The organism is Brachyspira hampsonii, assembly GCF_002214805.1.
Taxonomy (GTDB): domain Bacteria; phylum Spirochaetota; class Brachyspiria; order Brachyspirales; family Brachyspiraceae; genus Brachyspira; species Brachyspira hampsonii.
Genome location: NZ_CP019914.1, coordinates 789,834 through 812,437 on the forward strand (window position 1 = coordinate 789,834; position 22,604 = coordinate 812,437).

19 protein-coding genes are annotated in these 22,604 nt (G+C 26.7%); 4 read left to right on the plus strand and 15 right to left on the minus strand.

From position 1 onward, the window contains the following. The first annotated feature begins 102 nt into the window (after positions 1 to 102). Positions 103 to 1,290 (plus strand): hypothetical protein, encoded by a 1,188-nt coding sequence (locus BHAMNSH16_RS03180; RefSeq protein ID WP_069731777.1) that lies wholly within the window; start codon positions 103 to 105, stop codon positions 1,288 to 1,290. On the opposite strand, the gene BHAMNSH16_RS03185 is transcribed toward BHAMNSH16_RS03180, so the two are convergent. The 10 genes from BHAMNSH16_RS03185 to BHAMNSH16_RS03230 form a co-directional block, all read right to left on the minus strand. Continuing rightward, a complete protein-coding gene (locus BHAMNSH16_RS03185) occupies positions 1,287 to 2,090 on the minus strand; it encodes a hypothetical protein (RefSeq protein ID WP_069731776.1) in 804 nt (267 codons plus the stop codon). The two genes, BHAMNSH16_RS03180 and BHAMNSH16_RS03185, sit on opposite strands and share 4 nt — an antisense overlap. Positions 2,091 to 2,113: 23 nt before the next feature. Further along, positions 2,114 to 2,557, minus strand: a complete 444-nt coding sequence (locus BHAMNSH16_RS03190; RefSeq protein ID WP_069731775.1) for a MarR family winged helix-turn-helix transcriptional regulator — start codon at positions 2,555 to 2,557, stop codon at positions 2,114 to 2,116. A 70-nt stretch (positions 2,558 to 2,627) separates the two neighbouring features. After that, positions 2,628 to 4,229: a peptide ABC transporter substrate-binding protein gene (locus tag BHAMNSH16_RS03195; protein WP_008730807.1), complete on the minus strand. Its 1,602-nt coding sequence runs from the start codon at positions 4,227 to 4,229 to the stop codon at positions 2,628 to 2,630. A gap of 95 nt (positions 4,230 to 4,324) precedes the next feature. After that, on the minus strand, positions 4,325 to 5,899 hold the full coding sequence (locus BHAMNSH16_RS03200; RefSeq protein ID WP_069731774.1) for a hypothetical protein: 1,575 nt from the start codon (positions 5,897 to 5,899) through the stop codon (positions 4,325 to 4,327). A gap of 18 nt (positions 5,900 to 5,917) precedes the next feature. Then, positions 5,918 to 7,504 (minus strand): hypothetical protein, encoded by a 1,587-nt coding sequence (locus tag BHAMNSH16_RS03205; protein WP_069731773.1) that lies wholly within the window; start codon positions 7,502 to 7,504, stop codon positions 5,918 to 5,920. Between the two features lie 29 nt (positions 7,505 to 7,533). Further along, positions 7,534 to 9,081: a hypothetical protein gene (locus BHAMNSH16_RS03210; RefSeq protein ID WP_241033644.1), complete on the minus strand. Its 1,548-nt coding sequence runs from the start codon at positions 9,079 to 9,081 to the stop codon at positions 7,534 to 7,536. 93 nt (positions 9,082 to 9,174) lie between these two features. Beyond that, positions 9,175 to 10,137, minus strand: coding sequence for an ABC transporter ATP-binding protein (locus BHAMNSH16_RS03215; protein WP_008728047.1), 963 nt, complete (start codon positions 10,135 to 10,137; stop codon positions 9,175 to 9,177). 39 nt (positions 10,138 to 10,176) lie between these two features. Continuing rightward, the gene (locus BHAMNSH16_RS03220; protein ID WP_008728046.1) at positions 10,177 to 11,154 is read right to left on the minus strand and encodes an ABC transporter ATP-binding protein; all 978 of its coding nucleotides are present in this window, start codon (positions 11,152 to 11,154) and stop codon (positions 10,177 to 10,179) included. A gap of 26 nt (positions 11,155 to 11,180) precedes the next feature. Beyond that, positions 11,181 to 12,173, minus strand: a complete 993-nt coding sequence (locus BHAMNSH16_RS03225) for an ABC transporter permease (RefSeq protein ID WP_008728045.1) — start codon at positions 12,171 to 12,173, stop codon at positions 11,181 to 11,183. Between the two features lie 23 nt (positions 12,174 to 12,196). Next, a complete protein-coding gene (locus BHAMNSH16_RS03230; protein WP_008728044.1) occupies positions 12,197 to 13,117 on the minus strand; it encodes an ABC transporter permease in 921 nt (306 codons plus the stop codon). A 792-nt stretch (positions 13,118 to 13,909) separates the two neighbouring features. On the opposite strand from BHAMNSH16_RS03230, the gene BHAMNSH16_RS03235 reads away from it, so the two are divergent. From BHAMNSH16_RS03235 to BHAMNSH16_RS03245, 3 genes are all read left to right on the plus strand, one after another. Beyond that, positions 13,910 to 15,067, plus strand: a complete 1,158-nt coding sequence (locus tag BHAMNSH16_RS03235; protein ID WP_008728043.1) for an MFS transporter — start codon at positions 13,910 to 13,912, stop codon at positions 15,065 to 15,067. Between the two features lie 270 nt (positions 15,068 to 15,337). Next, positions 15,338 to 17,086: a protein-disulfide reductase DsbD family protein gene (locus BHAMNSH16_RS03240; RefSeq protein ID WP_069731771.1), complete on the plus strand. Its 1,749-nt coding sequence runs from the start codon at positions 15,338 to 15,340 to the stop codon at positions 17,084 to 17,086. A 118-nt stretch (positions 17,087 to 17,204) separates the two neighbouring features. Continuing rightward, positions 17,205 to 18,794, plus strand: a complete 1,590-nt coding sequence (locus BHAMNSH16_RS03245) for an ankyrin repeat domain-containing protein (protein ID WP_069731770.1) — start codon at positions 17,205 to 17,207, stop codon at positions 18,792 to 18,794. A gap of 67 nt (positions 18,795 to 18,861) precedes the next feature. Here BHAMNSH16_RS03245 and rpiB read toward each other — a convergent pair whose 3' ends face one another. From rpiB to leuB, 5 genes are all read right to left on the minus strand, one after another. Continuing rightward, on the minus strand, positions 18,862 to 19,311 hold the full coding sequence (gene rpiB, locus BHAMNSH16_RS03250; protein WP_008727507.1) for a ribose 5-phosphate isomerase B: 450 nt from the start codon (positions 19,309 to 19,311) through the stop codon (positions 18,862 to 18,864). 56 nt (positions 19,312 to 19,367) lie between these two features. After that, entirely contained in the window at positions 19,368 to 20,075 is a 708-nt protein-coding gene (locus BHAMNSH16_RS03255) for an acyl-[acyl-carrier-protein] thioesterase (protein ID WP_069731769.1), read from the minus strand. 356 nt (positions 20,076 to 20,431) lie between these two features. Beyond that, positions 20,432 to 21,148, minus strand: a complete 717-nt coding sequence (locus BHAMNSH16_RS03260) for a purine nucleoside phosphorylase YfiH/LACC1 family protein (RefSeq protein ID WP_008727506.1) — start codon at positions 21,146 to 21,148, stop codon at positions 20,432 to 20,434. Then, a complete protein-coding gene (locus tag BHAMNSH16_RS03265; RefSeq protein ID WP_008727505.1) occupies positions 21,141 to 21,377 on the minus strand; it encodes a hypothetical protein in 237 nt (78 codons plus the stop codon). The genes BHAMNSH16_RS03260 and BHAMNSH16_RS03265 overlap by 8 nt, the downstream gene beginning before the upstream one ends. 135 nt (positions 21,378 to 21,512) lie before the next feature. Further along, on the minus strand, positions 21,513 to 22,601 hold the full coding sequence (leuB, locus tag BHAMNSH16_RS03270) for a 3-isopropylmalate dehydrogenase (RefSeq protein WP_008727504.1): 1,089 nt from the start codon (positions 22,599 to 22,601) through the stop codon (positions 21,513 to 21,515). Between the last annotated feature and the right edge of the window lie 3 nt (positions 22,602 to 22,604).

Genomic DNA, 22,604 nt, shown 5'->3' on the forward strand with positions numbered 1-22,604 from the left:
AATATAAAAAAACACTTTTTTCAACAAAAAGCATTATATATTTATAATTGATTTTTTTTATTTATGATATATATTATTTAAGCAAAATACGGAGATTATGAAATGAATAATAATTTAACTGTTAAAAATAATATAAAAAAATTTAATTATTTAAAAATATTAATACCAGCAATATCAACTATTCCTATATGTATTTATATACTTACATTAAAAAATATAGACAGAGGCTATATATTTCCAATATTTTTAAATATTCATTTTTTTATTAGTCTTTATTTATTTTGTTTTACTGTAATTTTTCATATAAATAATTTAAATAAAAAACTTATTTTCATTACATTTTTATCATTTTTATTTATATCTTTAATTGCAATTTTCTCTAATATATCTTTTAATTATGTTTATATGCCTCCTGCAAATACTCCAGACTTTCAAATATTAATAAATAGACTCATATTTTTTAATATAATATTCTTTGTAATAATGATGCTTTCATACAATTCATTTAATGTAACAAATACTGATTCCATATCTGACTTTTTTACTTTATTTGCAGATACTTTTATATGGTTCTTAATAATTAATACAGGAAGCAGCACCATTTTAAGTATATTATTTTCTCTTCTTTTTATAGTTGGATTTTCTATAATGGAATTATTTTCAGCATCAACAGGAATCGGATTTACAATAGCAAAACTTGTTATATGTTCTATAATATTTTTATACGGATTCATACCATTTATATCATATTATATATATAATAATACCAAATCTGTAATATCAATTTATCTTTCAAGGTTCTTTTTAGTAATAAACCTATTTTCTATATTTATAATGATGTTTTTTATGCTGCCTTATGAAGCAAGACCATATAATAATAGATTTGTATATGTATTATATAATATAATTTTATCATTAACTATAATTAATTTGATGTTTGCAAGAATGGATAAAAAATCAAATATATTCATAAAAGCAATGTATCTTATAGTGCCAATATTTGCATTACTCTTTGATATATTAACCATAACCGCAACTATATACAGAATAGTAAATTACGGACTTACTCCCAATAAATTAACATTGCTCATTTTAAATATACTATTTCTAATACATTTAATATTAATTTCTTTAAATACTATAAAATCTTTTATAAACTCATTTCAAAACAGAGAGTATAATAATACATTAAATATAATCATAGATAATAAGCATTTAATGTTTATATATGTATATTTGGTATTTTCTGTATTTGTATGTTTTGTAATGCCGATAATGTATATAAATTAAATTGATAAATAATTACCAAATATATTTTTAGCATTAATTTTATTATAGGAGTCTCCTCCCCTCCAATTCATTAGCTTTTCTGATAATTCTGTATCCCTGTACTCTCTTTTTTCTTTGGCTTCTAAAATATCCAAATATGCAAGTATTTCCAAAAGAATAATTCTTTCATATTTTGATGATTTAAATATATCTTTTAATACTTTCTGCATTTTATTTGCAGAATCATTTTTCATATTATAAGAATCTATCTTTTCTAATATGGCATTAAAAATATTTATGTCTTCTTTTGTAGGATTAAACTCAAAATCAATTTTACTGAACTCTCTTAAATCAAAATAAATATATGATAAATGTTCAAGTCTTACTCCGCCCCATTTATACTTCTCAAAATTATAAACATTCTGATATTCTAAATTAAAGTTATCTGCAATGATATTATATTTTTTATAAAACTCATTTTCTATATTTTCATTGTTTGAAAAATCATAAGACATCATTTTATTAGCTAAATAATAACTAGATACAAAACTTCTTAAATGAATAGCCCTATACGATAAACTGCATAAAAATGCTTTTACTGTATTATTAAAATCTATTTCTTTTATTATACTAGATATATTTTTTATAAGCTCATCATATTTAATAATTTCATTTGAAAAATCAAACATCAATCCTTTTTCTTTTGCATATAAAAAATCTTTCTCATTTATATGCATTTTATAATCATCTATCCAACCATTTTTCCAGAAATAATTAAATAATATTTTTTTTGCTTTTTTATCAGCTTCTATTGAATACATAATCTATATTTAATTTTTTATATCTAATTAAAAGGATTATCTTTATACTGTATATTGCTAAGCAGTTTTTTTATTATAAATACTAAAGTTTCTTTTTCCTCATCAGTCATATTAGAAAACATAACTTCATTATTTTTTCTAATGTCTTCAAATACAATTTCTTTCAATTTTTTACTTTTTTGGGTAAGATATATTTCTTTATACCTCTTATCTTCTAAGCTTACTTTTCTTTTTATAAAACCCTTTTTTTCAAGACGATATAAAGTACCTGCTATTGTAGGATTACTTAAACCTAAAAAATTTTCTATATCCCTCTGATTTATAACTTTTTCTTCATTATGGTAAAGAAACATCAATATATCCATTTGGGAAGAAGTAAGTTTATGTTTGTCTAAAAATCTATTAAACCTATTATCTAAAGCAGTATGCAGTTCTTTAATCAATTTCCCTATAAAAATGTCTTCCATAATAATTTTCCTCAGCAATCAAATTTACGCATATACTACATGATATACATTTTTTCACATAAATCAATATTTATTTTTCTAAATAAGAATATGAAAATTTATATTGAGCAAAAGGTATATAAAATACATCTTTTAAATTCGGACTTTTTAATACAGCTGGTTCAAAATATGCTATAGGTATTATAACAGCTTCATCTTCTATAAGTATTTTTTCAGCTTTATGAAGTTCACGCATTCTAATATTCTGATCTATAGTTCTTGAAGCCGTGATTATGGCATCATCAAAAGCCTTATTTGTAAATAGAGAATGGTTTTTATATGAATAGCTCACAAACATACTTAAAAAAGTAGTAGGATCATTATAACTTCCGGTCCAACTTGATGAAGCCATAGTATAATTTCTTTCTGTTCTAACTGCATGTACAAACGGTGCAAATTCCATTTGGGTAAGTTTAACATCTATTCCAAGATTAACTTTCCACATATTCTGAACTGCTTCAAACATAGGTATATCATTACTAAAAGTAACAAAAAACTCTAATACAGGAAATCCTTCTCCATTAGGATAGCCTGCTTCAGCCATTAATCTCTGAGCTTCTTCTACATTCTTTTTATAATCTTCTTTATTAGTGCTTATATATTCACCGGCATTATCTCTGAAATATCCTTCAACATCTGTAACTCCCCAAGGCACTAATGCTCCCGCAGGTCTGCCTGATTTTAATACATTATCTACTATATAGTTTCTGTCTATTGCAAGAGATAAAGCCTTTCTTACTCTCTTGTCTTTTAAAGTTTCATTAGTTGTATTCAAAGCATAATACTGAGTACCTATTCTTGTTGCAGTATCAATATAGCCTTCTTCTCTCAAAGTATCTATATCCTGATAAGGAAATTGATCTGAAAAATGTAAAGAACCTTCTTTTACTCCGGCAACTGCGGAATTAGGATTATCCATAAGAACAAATTTAATTTTTTCAGCAACTATTGTATCGGCTGCCCAATAATTAGTATTCTTTACAACTGTGATGCTTTCATCCGGTTTTCTTTCATATAAAGTAAAAGCTCCGTTTCCTATACAAGTTTTAGGGTCTCTAGTCCAATTATCAGGATCTTTTTCCACCATATCCTTTCTTACCGGTGAAAATACAGGTAAATTTACAAGCTCTAAAAAATAAGCTGTAGGATACTCTAATTTCACCTCTAAAGTATAATCATCTATAGCCTTTATTCCAAATTCATCAACCGGCATATATCCGCCATTAACATTAGAAAAGTTAAGTATAGGCTCAAACAAATAACTAGGTTCGCTTGCAGTATCAGGATCAACTACCCTTTTCCATGAATATTCAAAATCATGAGCAGTTAAAGGTTTTCCGTCAGACCATTTTCCGTTAGTTCTTAAATGAAATATATATGTAAGTCCGTCTTCGGATATTTCCCAACTTTCCGCAGCTCCGGGCTGAATAGCAATATCTTTATATTTTGTAGTTAAACATTCAAATAAATGAGTTACATAGGTAGAGCCTTGCAATGTTATATTCAAAGCAGGGTCTATGGTTTTTGGTTCTGAACCCAAATTCACATGTACAGTATTATCATCATTAGCTTTTTTACTTGAACAGGAAGTAAAAACTATTAAAGAAATTAAAATTAAATAAATTTTTTTCATCGTACCTACCCTTAGTATGGTTTTTATTTATGAAATTATATTTTATTATTAAGTATTGTCAATAATTTTTTCTATGCAAAGTTAAAATATTATAATTATCTTTCTATATATCTGTACACTTTTAATTTATCATCACCAGCAATCATTTCTGCATCACTAGGTAAATTATTTAATATATCATCATAAGGTTTTGATTTACCTGTTGTCTTTAATCTAATATTTTCAATTTCATAATAAATAAAATATACTAATTTTGAATTATCATCTCTATTCCAATCTAAATTCGGAAAATAAGCTAGCTGCATATTATCAAAATAATGCTCATCATAAGGTATTATTTTAAAAGGCTTTCCTTGTGCATCTTTAGATATAGCGGTTAATATATTTCTAAAATTCTTCTCTGTATATGGAGATTCAAATAAATTATAATATCTTGTAAGATGTAAAAATCCCATATTTATACTATTTAATGTAAGAAGTATTATAGAAATCATAAGCAGCTTATTTTTATTTTTTAAAAATTCATTAAATAATATAATTATAGTTATAAAAGAAAAAGCAAATATTCCATATAAATATCTGAATGTACCGGGAACTGATTTAAATATAAAAAATGTAAAACAAGTAGCTGGTATAAATAATAAATAAAATATAAATGCCTCTTTTTCTATAATATTAACAGAAGTTTTCAATTCAATTTTCCTTGACTTTAACAAAAATATTATAGAGTATATAAATGCTGATAAAGAAACAACAGCAGTAACTGCTAAAAATATCATACCTATAAAGAATGTATTTTCATTAAACCAAAAATAATTTGTAGGTGTAGAATTAGTACCATATAAAACAGACATTTCATTAGTAGGAAAAATAAGTATGGAATAAACTTGTGGAAGCCCTTTAAAATTAGAAGTGCTTTGCATATTAAGCATTAAATTAGTATTAAAAAAACCATTCTTTATCTCTGAAACCAAATATGGTAAATAAGTTAAAAAAGCTATAAATACTCCAAGTAAATGAGCTTTAATATATTTTAAAGTTCTTTTATATCTAATTATAAGATAAATAATAGTAGTAGGAACAACAGAGAAAAATACGGCAATATGCCCCTGAGCCATTAATGCCTCTATTGGAAAAATAAGCATTGCAGATGTAAAAGCTAATTTATCATCATCATTTGATACATATTCAGAAAACATTATAAACAGTATAAAAGAAAGCATTAATGGTATATTAGGATTCCAAAAATCATTCGATGAAAACACAACATAGCCGTTAGTAAGAATTAATGCTGACAAAACAGCACATAAATACAGAGAAAATCTTTTATATATCCAAAACAAAAATAGAATAAGTATTAAAGAGCAAAGTATTATATAAATAATTCTAGCACCGGTAATAGATGCCCCTCCCAAAGTATAACATAGTAAATAAAGTATATAATAAAAACCTCCGGGTATTCTCGCATAACTAGTATTATCAGTAACATACTCCGGATTCATAAGTCTATTTCCCACAACAGGAATAGTTTTATTTTCATAATACTGCTTCATATCATATAGATGGTATATAGGATCTATATAAATAGCGGTTCTATTAAAAGCATAAAAATGTATGAATATTGAAGATATAATAGAAAGAAAAATTGAAATAACAATAATTTTTTTCATACTCTATTCTCCATATTATTACTGTTTATCACATCTATATAATACAACAGCCCCTATATTAGTTATTTCCTTTCCATTATTATCATAAATATACTGCATGTCTCTTTCATTTCTCTCTTTATCCCAATTATATTCCCAAGTCTTATCTTTTATAATATAGTTAATATCAGGATTTTCAGAAATTTGTATGTTACATTGAGGAAAATAAATTCTAAATATATCATTATATGTATCTTTTGGATTATATAAATATGTAACTTTTACTTTTTTACCCTGAGAATCTTGTTCAATAAATTCTGCCACATCTTTCAATACATTATAATCTCTGCTATGTTCATATAAATTAACATATCTTATTAATTCACCAGACATAGCAAAAATATTTAATAATAATAACAAAGATATTACTGATAAATATTTAATATTATAAATCTTATCTCTTATTCTATAAAAGAATAGAAATATTGGAGTAAATGAAAAAGAAAATAAAGAATAAAGATACCAAAAAGTTCCAGATTTAGATTTAAATACAATAAATGAAATTATAGTTACAGGTATAGATAATAATAAAATAAAAAACACTTCACCTAATCTTTTTTCTGTATCATCACTATAATTTTTCTTAATTAAAAATACTATCTCTCTAATAAAACAAAAAGCTGAAAATAATATAGATAAAACTAAAAATATAAATCCATATATATAAGGAGGCTTGCTAAACCAAAAATGAATTATAGAATTTAATCTAGTACCAAAATATGTTGACATCTCATTAGTTGGATATAATAAAACAGCCCATATTTGAGGAAAAGGAAAGTTTCTTAAACCTTCTCTAGTATTTAAAATCATCATAGTATTATGAAAACCATTTTGTATTTCTGATATTAAATATGGAAGGTATAATAAAAAAGATATAAATACTCCAATACCCCAAAATAATATATATTTTTTCGTATATTTAAATCTAACTGCTAAATAAACTATCAAAGTTGAAGTAAAAGAAAAAAATGTTGCAAAATGAGATTGTCCCATTACAGCAAGAAAAGGAAATAATAACACTGCAGAAATTTTTTTAATATTCTCATTTTTATTTCCTATGTATTCATAAAATAGAATGTATACAATAAAACTTAAAATCAACACTAAGCTAGGATTCCAAAAATCAGTAGTGGCTTTTAAAGTATACCCATTAAGAAATATAAAAATATAAGCAGCAACTGAAACCAAAAATCCAAATCTTTTATAAACCCAAAATATAAATATGAGTAGTATAAATATAGAAAAAGCCATATTTATGGCTCTTGCCGTATCTAAATTTAAATTTCCTAATTTATAAAAAAATACCATTATAGTATAAAATGCACCGCCGGGTAGTCTTGCCGTATTATCATAACCTGCTATTGCTGTAGTACCTATGAATCTAGGACCTGTAACAGGAATATTTCCGCTCTCATAATGTTTTAACATATCATAATATGCTATTACCTGATCATTATGAATTAGTCTCTTAGGAAAAGTATAAAATTGAATATAAAAAGAAAATATTATTGCTATTATTAATAATACGAAAAAAGGTAAATTTTTGATATTAAAAACAGATTTCATAAAAACTCCAAATTATAAATCCAATACTATTAAGGCTTCCTTAAAGGTTCTGTTCCATTATATTTATATAAATACAATACATTTTTATGCATATAATTATTTAATAGAATTGAATTATTATTTATATAATTTATATAATTAGAAATATATGCTTTAGGTTTAGAAACCATTGATAATTTATCTAATAAAAAATAAATATTAGTAGAATTATCATTTTGTTTCAATATTTTTTCTGGAAAGAATGTTACAGCCATATCTCTATATATATTATTATCCACAGCAGATTCTATCAAATTTATTTCATTTCCATTTGAATACTTATAAATATCATCTATAACTAACTCTATATTTTTTATGTTTCTTGGAACATGAAAAATTTTTATATATGAATAAAGTTCCGTAGATACAGCAATTATATTCAAAAAAATAAGCAAAAAAAATGCATACAGCAGCTTATTATTATTTTCTAATTTTGATTTCCACTGTGTAAACAATAAAATTATTGGTATAAAAGATATGGAATATATACTATACTGATAATGAAATAATGCGGTTTTAGATTTTAATATTAAGCTGAAAAAAATAGTAACAAAAATAAAAATCAAATACAATTTAAACATTTCTATAATTACAAATTCATTTTTATGAGTATTCATATTTCTTTTAATAAATAATAAATAAATAGCCCTTATAAAACAGAATATTGAAAATAAAATTGTAATAAACAAAAATAATATACCTAAAACTCTAAAATTATTGTTTTCCCAAAAAAATATTATAGCATGTATCGTAGTTCCAAAAAAATTAGATATCTCATTAGTAGGAAACAGCAATAAAGCATATATTTGTGGAAATGAAAAACGGCCAAATTTAGAACTTAAATTTAAAGCCATTTTTAAATTTAAAAAATCATTATTAAACTCAGAAATCAAATACGGCAAATATTCTAAAAAAGAAATAAATACTCCTAAAATCCAATAAATTATATATTTTAATGTTCGTTTATATTTTACTATTAAATAAACTATAACAGAAGGTATCATTGAATAAAATGTAAAAAAATGCCCTTGTGCCATGACAGCAAGTACTGGAAAAATTAGGACAGCAGAAAGTTTTACTATATTTTTTCTTTTACATTCTTCTTCTGTATTATCAATATATTCAAATAAAAATATAAATAATAAAAAACTAAATATTAAAGCAAGATTAGGATTCCAAAAATCCGTAACGGCAATAACAAAATAACCATTACATAAAATTAACGGTGTAATAAAACCAAGTATAAAAAGACCAAATTTTTTATAGAACCAAAATAAAAAGATAAAAATAATAATTAAATTAAATATATAATTAATTATTTTAGTTCCTAAAAAATTTTCTCCTGATAATTTATAAAATAAAGTATAAAAAATATAATAAGCTCCGCCAGGAACCCTTGGGGTTGTAAACTCTTCATCAACAACTTCACTTGCTATAAATCTTGCTCCAGTAGTTGGTAATTTACCAGAATCATACCATTTTTTCATATCATAAAAATGCTGAGTTTGATCTATCCCTATATATCTATTTGGAATCATATAAAAAGAAATCAGTATATTAGTTATAATTGCAAATAAAATAAGCAATAAGGGAATTATGATAACTTTACTAAACTTCATCTATAATCCTAGTTATACTAAATGACAAGCACAGTAATGACCGCTTTCTATTTCCCTAAACTCAGGCACTTTTTCAGCACAAACAGCATCAGCTTTAGGACATCTTGTTCTAAATTTGCATCCTGAAGGAGGATTGATTGGAGAAGGTATTTCACCAGAAAGTATTATACGTTTTTTCGTCTTTGCAACTGAAGGTTCAGATATTGGTATTGCCGAAATCAATGACTGTGTGTAAGGGTGAAGTGATTTTGTATATAATGATTCGCTGTCTGTAAGCTCTACAATATTGCCCAAATACATAACACCTATTCTTTTTGATATCTGACGAACAACCGCCAAATCATGAGCTATAAAAAGATAAGTAAGCCCCATATCCTGCTGCATGTCATAAAGCATATTTATAATCTGTGCCTGAATTGATACATCTAAAGCTGATACAGGCTCATCGCAAACTATAAACTCCGGATTAACTGCTAAAGCTCTGGCTATTCCTATACGCTGTCTCTGTCCGCCTGAAAACTCATGAGGATATCTCTGTGCCTGCTCGGCATTAAGCCCTACAAGTTTAAGAAGATTAATAACTTTTTCTCTTCTTTCATCTTTAGTAGAATAAAGTTTATGTACATCGAGAGCCTCCCCTATTATATCTTCAACAGTCATACGAGGATTAAGGGAAGCATAAGGATCTTGGAAGATTATCTGCATCTTTTTAGCATAATTGCGGTAGTTTTCATTATTAACTTCTTCACCATTAAAAAATATTTTTCCGCTTGTAGGTTTATATAGATGAAGTAAAGTTCTTCCCAAAGTAGTTTTTCCGCTTCCAGACTCTCCAACAAGCCCGAAAGTTTCTCCTTTATTTATGGTAAAAGATACTCCGTCAACGGCCTTTACCGTTTGTATACTTCTTCCAAAGAATCCGCCTTTTATCTTAAAATGTTGTTTCAAATCTTGTATTTCTATTAAAGGTTTCATAAAAACTCTCTTATATTACTTATTTACTATAATTAAAAATTATTTAGGCATTTGATGAAGCCAACAGGCTGAAAAATGTCCTTTCTCAAACTCTGTTATAGGAGGCTTATTATCAATACATACTTTCATGCATTCTTCGCATCTGGTACTAAAAGGACAGCCTGCTTTCATATTTAAAAGGTCAATAGGAGTTCCTTCTATAGGAATAAGCCTATCCTGCTTTATGTCAATACGAGGAAGCGATTTCAAAAGTCCCAATGTATAAGGGTGTTTAGGACGCTCAAATATATCAAAAACAGTTCCTCTCTCTACTATGCCGCCGCCGTACATTACTATAATATCATCTGCCATATCAGCTACAATACCAAAGTCATGCGTAATAAGTATAACAGCCATTTGTATTTTTTTCTGTATATCTTTTATAAGCTCTAGTATCTGAGCCTGTATTGTAACATCAAGTGCAGTAGTAGGCTCATCGGCTATAAGTATTTTAGGACTTCCTGCAAGTGCCATCGCTATCATTATACGCTGACGCATACCTCCTGAAAGCTCATGAGGATATTGTTTTATTCTTCTTCTAGGCTCATTAATACCAACTAATGTAAGAAGTTCAACTATTTTTTCTATTGCATCAGTCTTGCTTATTTTCTGATGTGTAGTCAATGCTTCCATTAATTGATTGCCTATAGTATATACAGGATTAAGACAAGTCATTGGGTCTTGGAAAATCATAGAGATTGAGTCGCCTCTGATTTTTTTCTTTTCATGTTCTGAAAGTTTTATTAAATCAGTACCTTCAAAAAGTATCTCCCCATTCATAATTTTACCCGGTTCATCAATAAGTCCCATAATAGAATAAGCTGATACACTTTTACCGCTTCCGGACTCTCCTACTATTCCCAAAACTTTAGATTTATCCAAATTATAAGAAATATTATTAACAGCCTTAACCTCACCAAGCGGTGTAAAGAAAGATACGCTTAAATTTTTAATTTCTAGTAAATGATTATTCTCCATTTTGTATACCGCCTTTATAAACTTCCTTATCTGTTTTTCATTCTAGGGTCTAATGCATCTCTCAATCCGTCTCCTACCAAATTAAAGCAAAGTATTATAATACTTATCAAAGCAGCAGGAAAAAGAAGCTGATAAGGATAAGAATAAACACCGCTTACAGCATTAGAAGTAAGAGAACCAAGCGAAACCATAGGAGCACTAACTCCTAAACCTAAGAAACTTAAAAAAGCCTCAACGAATATAGCATTAGGTATTTGAACCATAGCAGAAACTATTATAGCCCCCATAGCATTAGGTATTAAATGCTTAAAAATTATTCTGCTATGAGGAGTACCCAAGGCTCTGGCAGCAGTTACAAACTCCTGACCTTTTAATGCCAAAATCTGTCCCCTTGTCATTCTTGCCATATTAGTCCAATAAAGCAGAGATATAACTATAAATATACTAAAAAGTCCGGGTCCTAAAAGCCCTATTCCCCTTAATGATTCATTTTGTAAAAATAATTTATCCATAGGGGCTTTAAGTACAACTGATAATAATACAACTACCAAAAGCGTAGGAACGGCACTTATTATATCAACTATACGCATCATAATATTGTCAGTAAGCCCGCCGAAATAACCTGAAATTGAACCGTAAACTATACCTATTATTACAACTAAAGTAGCCGATACAATACCTATTAAAAGTGAAATTCTAGCTCCTATCATACATCTTACAAGCAAATCTCTTCCTAAAGTATCAGTACCGAATGGGTGTTCAAAAGTAGGAAGGCTATTTTCTACTCCTCTGTTTATCTGGGCATATCCGTATTCTGAAACTATAGGTATAATAATAGAAAGAACTGCTATAATGGCAATAACTATAATAGAAACCAAAGCAACTCTATTTTTCTTAAATCTTCTATATGCATCCTGCCAATATGTTACGCTCTCTCTTTTTACTTCAGCTGAGGATTTTTCTTCCTCCGTTGCTTTTACAAATAATGATTTATCTAAATTATCTAAACTATTTTCCATTTAATATCCGCCTTTTATAAAAATTATTCCTGTATTTTTATTCTAGGGTCTATAATACCATAAGATAAGTCAACCAAGAAATTCATAGCTATTAAAAAAGCTCCGTAAAATATTGTTACCCCCAATATTGTAGGATAATCTCTTTGAGTTATGCTTTCAACAAAATATCTTCCAAGTCCCGGTATATTAAATATCTTCTCTACTACAAATGAACCTGTAAGTATTCCTGCTGCAAGAGGTCCTATATAAGTAACTATTGGTATAATAGCATTTCTTAAGGCATGCTTAAATATTATTATGCTTCTTGATATACCCTTAGCCCTTGCTGTTTTTATATAATCCTGATGTATGACATCAAGCATAGAGCTTCTCATAAGCCTAGCCATAAAACTAAGAGAACTAAAAGATAAAGCAAATCCCGGCATTATATACTGAGAAAAAGAATCAAAACCATAAGCTGGAAGCACTCTTAATTTTACAGAAAATATAATAATAGAAACTGTAGCTACTACAAAGCTAGGTACTGCTATGCCTAAAGTAGCAGCAACCATTACTGCCCTATCTACAAATTTACCATGCCTCAATGCCGCAACTATGCCAAACAAAACCCCTATAGTAGTAGAAATAAACATGCTGAATATTCCAAGTCTAAATGATACAGGGAATGCTCTTATAATAGTTCCGGAAACTGACTGCCCTATTTTAGTAAGAGAAGTACCTAAATCACCTTTTAAAGCATTATTTAGATAATTACCATACTGTACTATTAATGGTTTATCTAGTCCGTATTTTCTATTTAAGTTTTCAAGAGCAACCTTACTAAGAGGCTTTTCTCCTACAAAAGGTCCCCCCGGTACTGTGTGCATCAAAAAGAATGTTATAGTTACTATAACAAAAAGGGTTAAAAGTGATACTAATAATCTTCTAACAACATAAGAAAACATAAACAATACCTTTAATTAATTTTTTGACAAATTTTTATTGACATTATATTATCTAATAAAAATTAACTTTTGTCAAACTTTAAATAAAGCAAATTTTGTGTTTAAGTACTATAGATACAACAAATTTTTTAGTTTAAAAAATGCATTCTTCATAAATTAATGCAAATAAATAACACAAAAAAGTTTTATTATTCTTATAATCAAGAATTAACTTTAGAAAAAGTAAATCAAAAATCAATGCATAATAAATTAATATATTTTCGATGCTATATACATACTAAAAAATAATTCAACGCACGGTAAGCAAAATTTATTACATAATTTAAATTCTTATTACTAGTTCATTTATATTTATAATACTGTTCTGCGTGCGGTTAATACACCCTAAATTTTAATAAAATTTAGGGTGGGTGCTGTAATTTCAATTGTAAACAAAAAAGAAATATAATACAAAAATAACATATAAATTTAAAAAGCCTAAAGGGCGGGGATTTAAAATAAATCAAAAATAACAATATTTTTTAATTATAGTTCGAACTTTGCTGCGAAGCACAGAGCCGTGCCAAATCCCACTTCTTTTACATTCCACTCTGAGATATACTCGGTGGTTCTCCATACAAAATATACAGAGCAGCAGATTTATTCTCAACAATCATAAATAAAATTAATTTTAAAAAAGGCTATTAATAAATTTTTTAAAAAATATTTAAAATTACAAAACAGCAATTGACAGATAAAAAAATAAACATAAAATTTACAGCTAATTAATAAGTAAATAGGAGATTATTAAAAATGCCTTTTGCTATATTTATGTTAACTTTTTCTGCATTTGGTATTGGTACAAGTGAATATGTTATAATGGGGCTTCTCTCTGAAGTTGCCAGAGATTTAAATATAAGCATACCCAAAGCAGGAACTTTAGTTTCAATGTATGCTATGGGAGTTGTTGTTGGTGCTCCTCTGCTTGCTATACTAACAATGAAGATGTCAAGAAAAATTACTTTAATTTTTTTGATGATTATGTTTATAGTTGGAAATATTTTATGTGCTTTATCACCAAGTTATAATTTTTTAATGGCGGCCAGAGTACTTGCTGCATTGTGTCATGGTACTTTCTTTGGAATAGCCTCTGTTGTTGCTTCTGATATGGCTGGAGAAAATAAAAGATCTCAGGCTATCGCAATAGTATTTATGGGAGTAAGTTTAGCAAATATTTTGGGGGTTCCTATAGGTACTCATATAGGAGAGCAGTTTGGCTGGAGGGCTACTTTTTATCTTGTTAGTGCAATAGGTGTACTTGCAATATTAGCATTAATTATATCAATTCCTTCAAAATTACCTATGCCTAGCGGAGATGTTATCAGTGAATTTAAGATATTAAGACATAGAAGAGTTTTTATACCTCTATTACTATCAGTATTAACATCAGCTAGTTTATTTACAATATTTACTTATATAGATCCTATACTTCAAAAAGTTACTATGGTTAATAAAGAAACTGTTATAAAGATACTATTTTATATAGGTGCTGGTCTTACTATAGGAACATTTTTAGGAGGAAAACTTGGAGATAAGAGTCTAATGAAATCTTTAATATCAATAATGATTTTAATGATAATTATTCAAATTATAATGTTATATGTAAATACAAAACTTATACCTATGATAATAGATTTGATAGCTTGGAGTATAGGAGGATTTGCAATATGCCCTATGCTGCAGTCTTTAGTTGTAGAGCAGGCTAAAGGGGCACCGAATTTGGCTTCTACATTTAATCAAAGTTCTTTTAATTTGGGAAATGCTATAGGGGCTAAATATGGAGGAATATTGATTTCATTTGGAGTGCAGTATAAAGATTTGTCTATGTATGCAGCAATAATAATGATTATAGCAATAACTCTTACTTTGTATTTCAGACATTATATTAAGCATAAAGTAAATAATAACTAGATATGATGTAATTTTCTAATTTTAAAATTATAATATTTGATATATTGTATAAATTATTGTTCTATCCTACAGAACTCTTATTATGTAATATTATAATTGTATCAAATATATAATAATGAAAATAAAAAATGGGACAATAATATTTATTAATTTTTTATAATCTCTATATATAAAGACAGTTATTAAAAAATTACAATTTTTTTAACAAAATAATAATATAAATGTTATAATATACAAACAAAATATATGATAAAAAATGGGAAAACAATAATGAATATAAATCAGTTAAAATTCTTAAAATATATTATAATTCTAATTTTTATTACTGCATATACTTCTTTAGCTCAAAATAATAATCTCATGAATTTGAATGCATTTGACAGCTTGAATAAAAATGCAGAAATATCTTTTACAATAATTACAAATAATAATAATAAATTAAAAGTAAAGGCAAATATACCAAACAATTATTATGCATATTTAGAATCGAGCATAGCAAATAAAATATTATTTTTTGCAGACAATAAACAAATTAATACAATATACCCAAAAGGTGAAAAATATCATGATGACATTATAATAAAAGGTGAACAAGAGTTTATTTTAGAAGGTATTGATATAAATAAAATTAACTTTATAAAATCTACTTATCAATTATGCTCAGCAAAAGACAATGTATGTTTGCAGCCTCAAAGTAAAATTATATATGGAGAAGAAATTGATATACAAAACAATAATATAGCAGATGAAAAGCCAGAAAATGCAAGCTCTATAGAAAATTACATAAAAGGAAGCAATAATATATTTATAACATTAATTTTAATATTTGCAGCAGGGCTTGCATCTGTACTTTTGCCTTGTACTTATCCATTACTCTCAATAACAGTGTCTATTTTAGGAACAACAACTGATGATAAAAACAATAAAAAATCAAGTGTATTAGCTTCGCTCTTATTTGCATTAGGAGTAATAACAACATATACTCTTTTGGGTGCTGTGGTTTCTGTTGCTGGATTTGCTTTTCATAAAACTATTCTATTTGGAAGCATTGGATATAATCCTATTGTACTGACTATTTTAGTATTACTATTTTTGTATTTTACTTTTTCAATGGCTGGTTTTTACGAGATTAAAGCTCCTAGCTTTTTACAGTCAGCAAAAACAAATGCATACAGCAAAAAAAATCAGTCATTATTTCATAAATATATAATGGGGCTTCTTGCTGGAATAGTTGCTACACCTTGTGCTGCTCCTATAATAGCTGTTATTTTAGAAATTGGTTTTCTTAATCCTGTATTTGCTACTCTTTATATGGCAGTTTATGCTTTGGGTTTCGCTTCTGTATTATTTGTTCTTGGTACATTCGCTTCAATACTCACCAAAATGCCTAAAGCTGGAACTTGGATGGTATATGTAAAATATATTTTCACTTTCCTAATGATGATAATAAGTTTCTATTATGCTAATATACTTTTTGGTGTTTTGGGCTTTAATAAAATAAGTTATATATTATCATCTGTTACAATATTAGTATTTGCAGTATTAGTTTATATAATAAAAAATAAATCTGCTATGTTAAGTGCTTTAGAATTAAAAATATTTTTTTCTGTAGTCATTATATCAATAGCATTAGGATGCACTTACGGATTTATAAAACAAAAAAGCGAAGTTTCAAATACTATATCATACAGTGAAGCATTAGAGCTTTCAAAAAAAAATAACAAACCAATACTAATAGATTTCTCTGCTGTTTGGTGTGCTAATTGTTATGAGCTTAAAGAAAAAGTATTTGTTCATGATGAGCTTAAAAAGTTTATAGATGATAATTTGATTTTCACTGAAGTAGATGTGGATAAATACAAAAATATTTCTGATGAGTATAATGTTAAATGGCTTCCTTGGATAATAGTTATTGACATCAACAAAAAAATATTATACACAAAGAATTCATTTTCAAGTTTTGATGATGAAATGGCTTTGAGTATAAAAGAAGATTTAGAGAAAATAATTAATAAATAAATTTTGTAAATATTTTTATCATAGTTTTATAATCTGATTTATAAAAATTGACAATTAAAAAAATATTAGTATAATACCTAAAATACTTTTAATATAAAAAATAAATTAAGGAATTTTTATGAAAAAAATTATTTTAATGACAGCTTTAAGCATTTTAATAAGCTGTAGTAACAAATCTAATAACACACAAACAAATACAACAGTTAATAACAATACAAACATAACAATAAATAATAATACTAATCAAAATACAAATCAAATTATAAATCAGCAAACAACTGAAACAAGAAAGAAAAAAATAGAATTTAAAAATATATATCCTATTAAACCATATACAGAAGAAGAAATTGATGAGATATTATACAAAACCATTGACACAGAATTGGCAAATTATGGAATATCTGATAATTCCAAAAAAGAAAGAAGAGAAGAAGAAAAACAAAGAATGCAGAATATTAAAGATTTACTTTTGGAAGGGATAAATAGCGAAGATGAAGATGGAAACAGTATATTAATGCTAATGCAGAAACTTGACTATAAAAATTATGCTTATAATGATTTAGTGAAATGGCTTGTTGAACATGGCATTAGTTTAGATGATACTAGAATATTAGATTATAATTATACTGATGAGGTAATAGATTATTTATTAGAATCAGGAGTTAATTTTGATTATAAAACAGTATATAATAAAATTGACTTAAAAAATAATAATTATAATTTAATATCAAAATTGATTAAAAAGTTAGAATCTTCAGGTTATTATTTTTCTGATATAGATTATCAATTACAAAGCGATTTATTATTTCAGTCCATTTTAGCTGATAATTTGGATTTAGTAATATTATTTTTAAAACTTGGTTCTGATATTAACTCAATAAACAGAATGCGCGATGGTTATGTGGGAACTCCTTTAATGTATAGTGCCTATTATGAAAAGTATGATATTATGGATTATTTAAAAGAGAAAAATGCGGATATTACTATTCACTGCTTTCAAGATACAGAAGAATTAGAAAGTATTCATACTGATGGTCCTCATATATCTTTTGTATTGATGGAAAATTTTCCTGTTTTAAATCCTACAAATTTAATTAATACTGTTATCACTGGAAATAATAATGAAGATTTAATGATAAGAATATTAAATAAAATATCTCAAACTTTTAAATTTGCAGATACTAGCTATATTTATTCTCCTGCCTCACAAACTGAATTTACAAACAATAATGAAAAATATATTTTAATACAAAGCCATATATTAAATGAAGAATATGTAGAAAATCTTATATTAATGGAAAAATATGTATATGATTTTGAAGTAAACGATAAATATTTTAATTATGTAACTATATGGAAAAGAGATAAAAACGATGAAAATAAAGCAGAGTTTGTAACAGGCTTTTATCCAATACAAAATGATGACTACTCACAAATTTATGATATTGCCTCATCAGGAAATTATATTACAATAGAATCAATAGATGATGGAGTATATTATTATACATTTATAATAGAAAATAATGATTTTTATTTAGATAAATTTTCTATGGAAAAGTATAATAGATCAGACAATAACAAAAAAGAAGAAGAGCATTATTATAATTATAAGAGAGATGCTAGTAAATTTAATCATACTAGCAGAATAAAAGCTATTGATTTAGAAAGAGGTTTCTTTAATAATTTAATAGAAGAATATAATAAATAAAAATAATAAAGGGCTTTAGTTTTTTAGTTAACTTAAAGCCCTTAATATTATGTTACTTAATAAAAAATTAAATTTCCTCTCCGTTCTCTATTTTTGTAAGTAACTCAACTCTCCTAGCATGTCTTCCTCCCTCAAACTCAGCATCAAGCCATTCTTTAACTATCATCTTAGCTAAATCAACTCCTACAACTCTAGCACCAAATGCTATTATATTAGAATTGTTATGCTGTTTAGATAATTTTGCAGAATAAGGTTCACTGCAAACAGCTGCCCTTATACCTTTAACTTTATTTGCTGCTAATGATATACCTATACCTGTGCCACATATCAAAACTCCTCCCTCATATCTTCCACTTGCAACTTCTTCAGCAACTTTTTTTCCATATATAGGATAATCTACACTTTCCGAAGTATAAGTTCCGAAGTCCTTTACATCATGTCCTAATTCCTCTAAATATTTAATAATCTCTTTTTTAAGTTCAATAGCTGAATGATCACATCCTATAGCAATTTTCATAGTTTTTATTTCCTTTTTATATGTTTTTTCTTTATTAAAATATATATAAGCATTAATTACAAGCTATAAGAAAACTCTAATATAGCATAAGTTTTATTATCTTCACTATCAAACTTTAATAAAACTTTATCATCAATTACAGCTTTCTTTACAACTATAATATGCCCCAATGCAGCCGGTACTCTGTATTCTATTCTTATTCTTTTATAATAATCATCAACATAATCTATTGCCATATCTATATATCTTGCATTATTGACATGATTATTATCATCTATACAATATTTTTTAACTTTAAATCTGTCAATTTCTTTTAATAAAGAATTATCAACTTTTATCTTTCTAGGAAGATAATTCATTTCTTGTTTTTTATCAAATTTATAATTTTCTATAAATGATGAAGGTACTCTAATTAAAGCCCCGCTTGATAAATCTACAAATCCTCCAATAGCATAGCAAACAGCAAGTTCATTATCATTCTCATCATATATAAAAGTGTTCCTATACCCATAAGCCTCATTACATTCATATACATAAGTTCGTACAGTTACTTTATCGCTGTATTTAGGAAGTTTATATATATCAACTTGCCTTGAAACCAAAAACATACTTATATTATTTTCATTGAAATATTTAGTAAGTTCTATATCAGAATCTAATTGAAAAAAAGAACAATCCTGCATCATATCAAATATAGATGAAGCTTTGAGAAGTCCGTCTTTATCAATTTGACTTGTACCTACAACAGTTTTCATTTCATACATATACAATAACCTTTTATTATAATTTTTTGAATTATTATAATACTAAAAATATAATTGTCAAAGTAATTACTTTACATAACAATTACATGATTATTTATAAAGTATTAAATATTAAAAATGCAGCGTAAAGATAAATTTTAAACCAATTTACATACCCCGCCCATTAGATTTATAATTTTATTCTATATTTTATAATTATATTTATCTTTATTAGTTTAAAAAGAAAAAGCACTCCCACCCAAGTTTTTATTATATTAAATGATAAACTTACCGCACGATTAATATTATCATAAATAATAGAATTCAAAGAAAAATAGTTTTTATTTTTTTGTTAAATTGTTTAACCGTGCGTAATGTCAAAGTATAACACCAAGAGTAAGCATTCTTCCAATCTGAACACCATCCCTTCTATATGAGTAAAATCCTTTATCATAAGTATTAAGTGAAGAAATTTCTATATTATCTTTTAAAACACCTAAATTAATCATCTGCTCCCTTATCTCAAGTCCATTATCAAAATGCCATCTATTATTAATTATAGTCTTATTTTTAAAAAGAACCGCAACTTCTTCTCCGACTTCATAATTCTTTAAAGCTATATAAGGAGCAATATAAACATACATTTTTGAGGGTTCGGCATTATACTCTTTTATCATTAACTCAATTGTTTTAGGCACTATTTTATCTCTTGTTCCTTTCCAGCTGGAATGAATTGCCGCCATTGATTTGGTTGCATTACAATATATAATAACAGGAGCACAATCTGCAGTTTGTATAACTAGAGGGACATTTTTAAGATTTGTTATCAAAGCATCAGTATCTTCCACAACTTTTTCTCTTCCGCCATACATATTAATATTATTTTCATCTATTTTTACTATATTTACCTGATGAATCTGATGCATGAAAATGGATTTATTTATATCAAGATTAAGATATTGAAAAAAGTCATCTTCTCTTTTTCTTCTATATTCGATAGTTACATCTTTAGCTTCAATATAGTCGCCTTTAGGAAGTACAGCTATATATATTTTATTATTATCATTTTGTTCAGGATAAATAACATTAAGCATTTTTTAATCTTTTAATTTCAGCTTCTAATTCTTTTACTTTATTATTTAATTCTTTAGTTTCATTTCTGGACTGTTCCATTATATTTTCGTATAAAGTAAAAAATTTCTTTGCATACTCTAATTTCTGTTTCAATTCATTTATCTCTTCTTTGTAGATATCTATTTTAGAAGAAAGCAGTTTATTATCTTCCTGCAATTCCAAAATGATCTCTTTATCATTATATTCCACTTCTAAAAACCCTCTATTTATTTAATATATAATATCTATTATGTACATTATAAATGAATTGTCAAGTATAAATTGAACAATATTATGAAGTGATTAACAAGAGGTATTTACCCCTTGTTAATAACAATTACAAAATTATATATTAGATACTATTATATCACCCATTTCAGAACATTTTACCTGTTTATATAAATAAGTCATCATGTTATGTTTAGGCATTATATCTAATGTTCTATAACCATCATCTATAGCTCTGTAAACAGCCTTTTCTATATCTTCAGCTTCCTTTTCCATTTTAAAAGAATACTTAAACATCATAGCAAGAGAAAGTATAGTACCTATAGGATTAGCCAAATCCTTACCTGCAATATCAGGAGCAGAACCATGTATAGGCTCATACATACCAATAGCTCCATCAGAAAGACTGGCAGAAGGTGCCATACCTATAGAACCGCTTATGACACTAGCCTCATCAGAAAGTATATCCCCAAACATATTTTCTGTAACTATAACGCCAAACTGAGAAGGATTAGCAGTTATCTGCATAGCCGCATTATCAACATACATATCATTATACGGAACATCACTGTATTCTTTAGAGAGAGTATTCATAATTTCACGCCATAATTTGGAAGTATGAAGAACATTAGCTTTATCTACAGAAGTTAAAGGTTTTTTAAGATTTCTAGCCAAATCAAAAGCTACTTTTCCTATTCTTAATATCTCATCTTCCTTATAAACCATAAGATCAGTCGCCTGTCTTACACCATTAACTACTTCAAATTTATGCTCGCCAAAATACACACCTCCAGTAAGCTCTCTTACAATAACAAAATCAACCACATCTTTACATATACTTTCTTTAAGAGGAGAAGCATATTCTAAAGATTTTAATATTTTTATAGGTCTTATATTGGCATAAAGCTTCATTTCTTTACGTAGTTTTAATAAGCCTCTTTCTGGTCTGTTTTCCGGAGCTGCTTTATCCCATTTAGGACCTCCTACAGAACCTAAAAGCACAGAATCAGACTTAATACATTTTTCCAAATTTTCATCAGTAAGAGGAACTCCGTATTTATCAATAGAACAGCCCCCCATATCAACATATTCTAAATTAAACTTATGAGAATATTTTTCAGCTATTTTATTTAATACATCAATAGCCTTGTCAACTATTTCAGGACCTACTCCGTCTCCTTTAATAACAACAATATTTTTTTCCATAAA

Excerpts from the sequence above, each read along its gene's own strand:
- BHAMNSH16_RS03225 (WP_008728045.1), bottom strand. The coding sequence starts at position 12,173 with ATGGAAAATAGTTTAGATAATTTAGATAAATCATTATTTGTAAAAGCA.
- BHAMNSH16_RS03205 (WP_069731773.1), bottom strand. The coding sequence starts at position 7,504 with ATGAAATCTGTTTTTAATATCAAAAATTTACCTTTTTTCGTATTATTA.
- BHAMNSH16_RS03200 (WP_069731774.1), bottom strand. The coding sequence starts at position 5,899 with ATGAAAAAAATTATTGTTATTTCAATTTTTCTTTCTATTATATCTTCA.
- BHAMNSH16_RS03240 (WP_069731771.1), top strand. The coding sequence starts at position 15,338 with ATGAATATAAATCAGTTAAAATTCTTAAAATATATTATAATTCTAATT.
- BHAMNSH16_RS03255 (WP_069731769.1), bottom strand. The coding sequence starts at position 20,075 with ATGTATGAAATGAAAACTGTTGTAGGTACAAGTCAAATTGATAAAGAC.
- BHAMNSH16_RS03235 (WP_008728043.1), top strand. The coding sequence starts at position 13,910 with ATGCCTTTTGCTATATTTATGTTAACTTTTTCTGCATTTGGTATTGGT.
- BHAMNSH16_RS03245 (WP_069731770.1), top strand. The coding sequence starts at position 17,205 with ATGAAAAAAATTATTTTAATGACAGCTTTAAGCATTTTAATAAGCTGT.
- BHAMNSH16_RS03215 (WP_008728047.1), bottom strand. The coding sequence starts at position 10,137 with ATGAAACCTTTAATAGAAATACAAGATTTGAAACAACATTTTAAGATA.
- BHAMNSH16_RS03190 (WP_069731775.1), bottom strand. The coding sequence starts at position 2,557 with ATGGAAGACATTTTTATAGGGAAATTGATTAAAGAACTGCATACTGCT.
- BHAMNSH16_RS03210 (WP_241033644.1), bottom strand. The coding sequence starts at position 9,081 with ATGATTCCAAATAGATATATAGGGATAGATCAAACTCAGCATTTTTAT.
- BHAMNSH16_RS03195 (WP_008730807.1), bottom strand. The coding sequence starts at position 4,229 with ATGAAAAAAATTTATTTAATTTTAATTTCTTTAATAGTTTTTACTTCC.
- BHAMNSH16_RS03185 (WP_069731776.1), bottom strand. The coding sequence starts at position 2,090 with ATGTATTCAATAGAAGCTGATAAAAAAGCAAAAAAAATATTATTTAAT.
- leuB (WP_008727504.1), bottom strand. The coding sequence starts at position 22,601 with ATGGAAAAAAATATTGTTGTTATTAAAGGAGACGGAGTAGGTCCTGAA.
- BHAMNSH16_RS03180 (WP_069731777.1), top strand. The coding sequence starts at position 103 with ATGAATAATAATTTAACTGTTAAAAATAATATAAAAAAATTTAATTAT.
- BHAMNSH16_RS03230 (WP_008728044.1), bottom strand. The coding sequence starts at position 13,117 with ATGTTTTCTTATGTTGTTAGAAGATTATTAGTATCACTTTTAACCCTT.
- rpiB (WP_008727507.1), bottom strand. The coding sequence starts at position 19,311 with ATGAAAATTGCTATAGGATGTGATCATTCAGCTATTGAACTTAAAAAA.
- BHAMNSH16_RS03260 (WP_008727506.1), bottom strand. The coding sequence starts at position 21,148 with ATGCTTAATGTTATTTATCCTGAACAAAATGATAATAATAAAATATAT.
- BHAMNSH16_RS03220 (WP_008728046.1), bottom strand. The coding sequence starts at position 11,154 with ATGGAGAATAATCATTTACTAGAAATTAAAAATTTAAGCGTATCTTTC.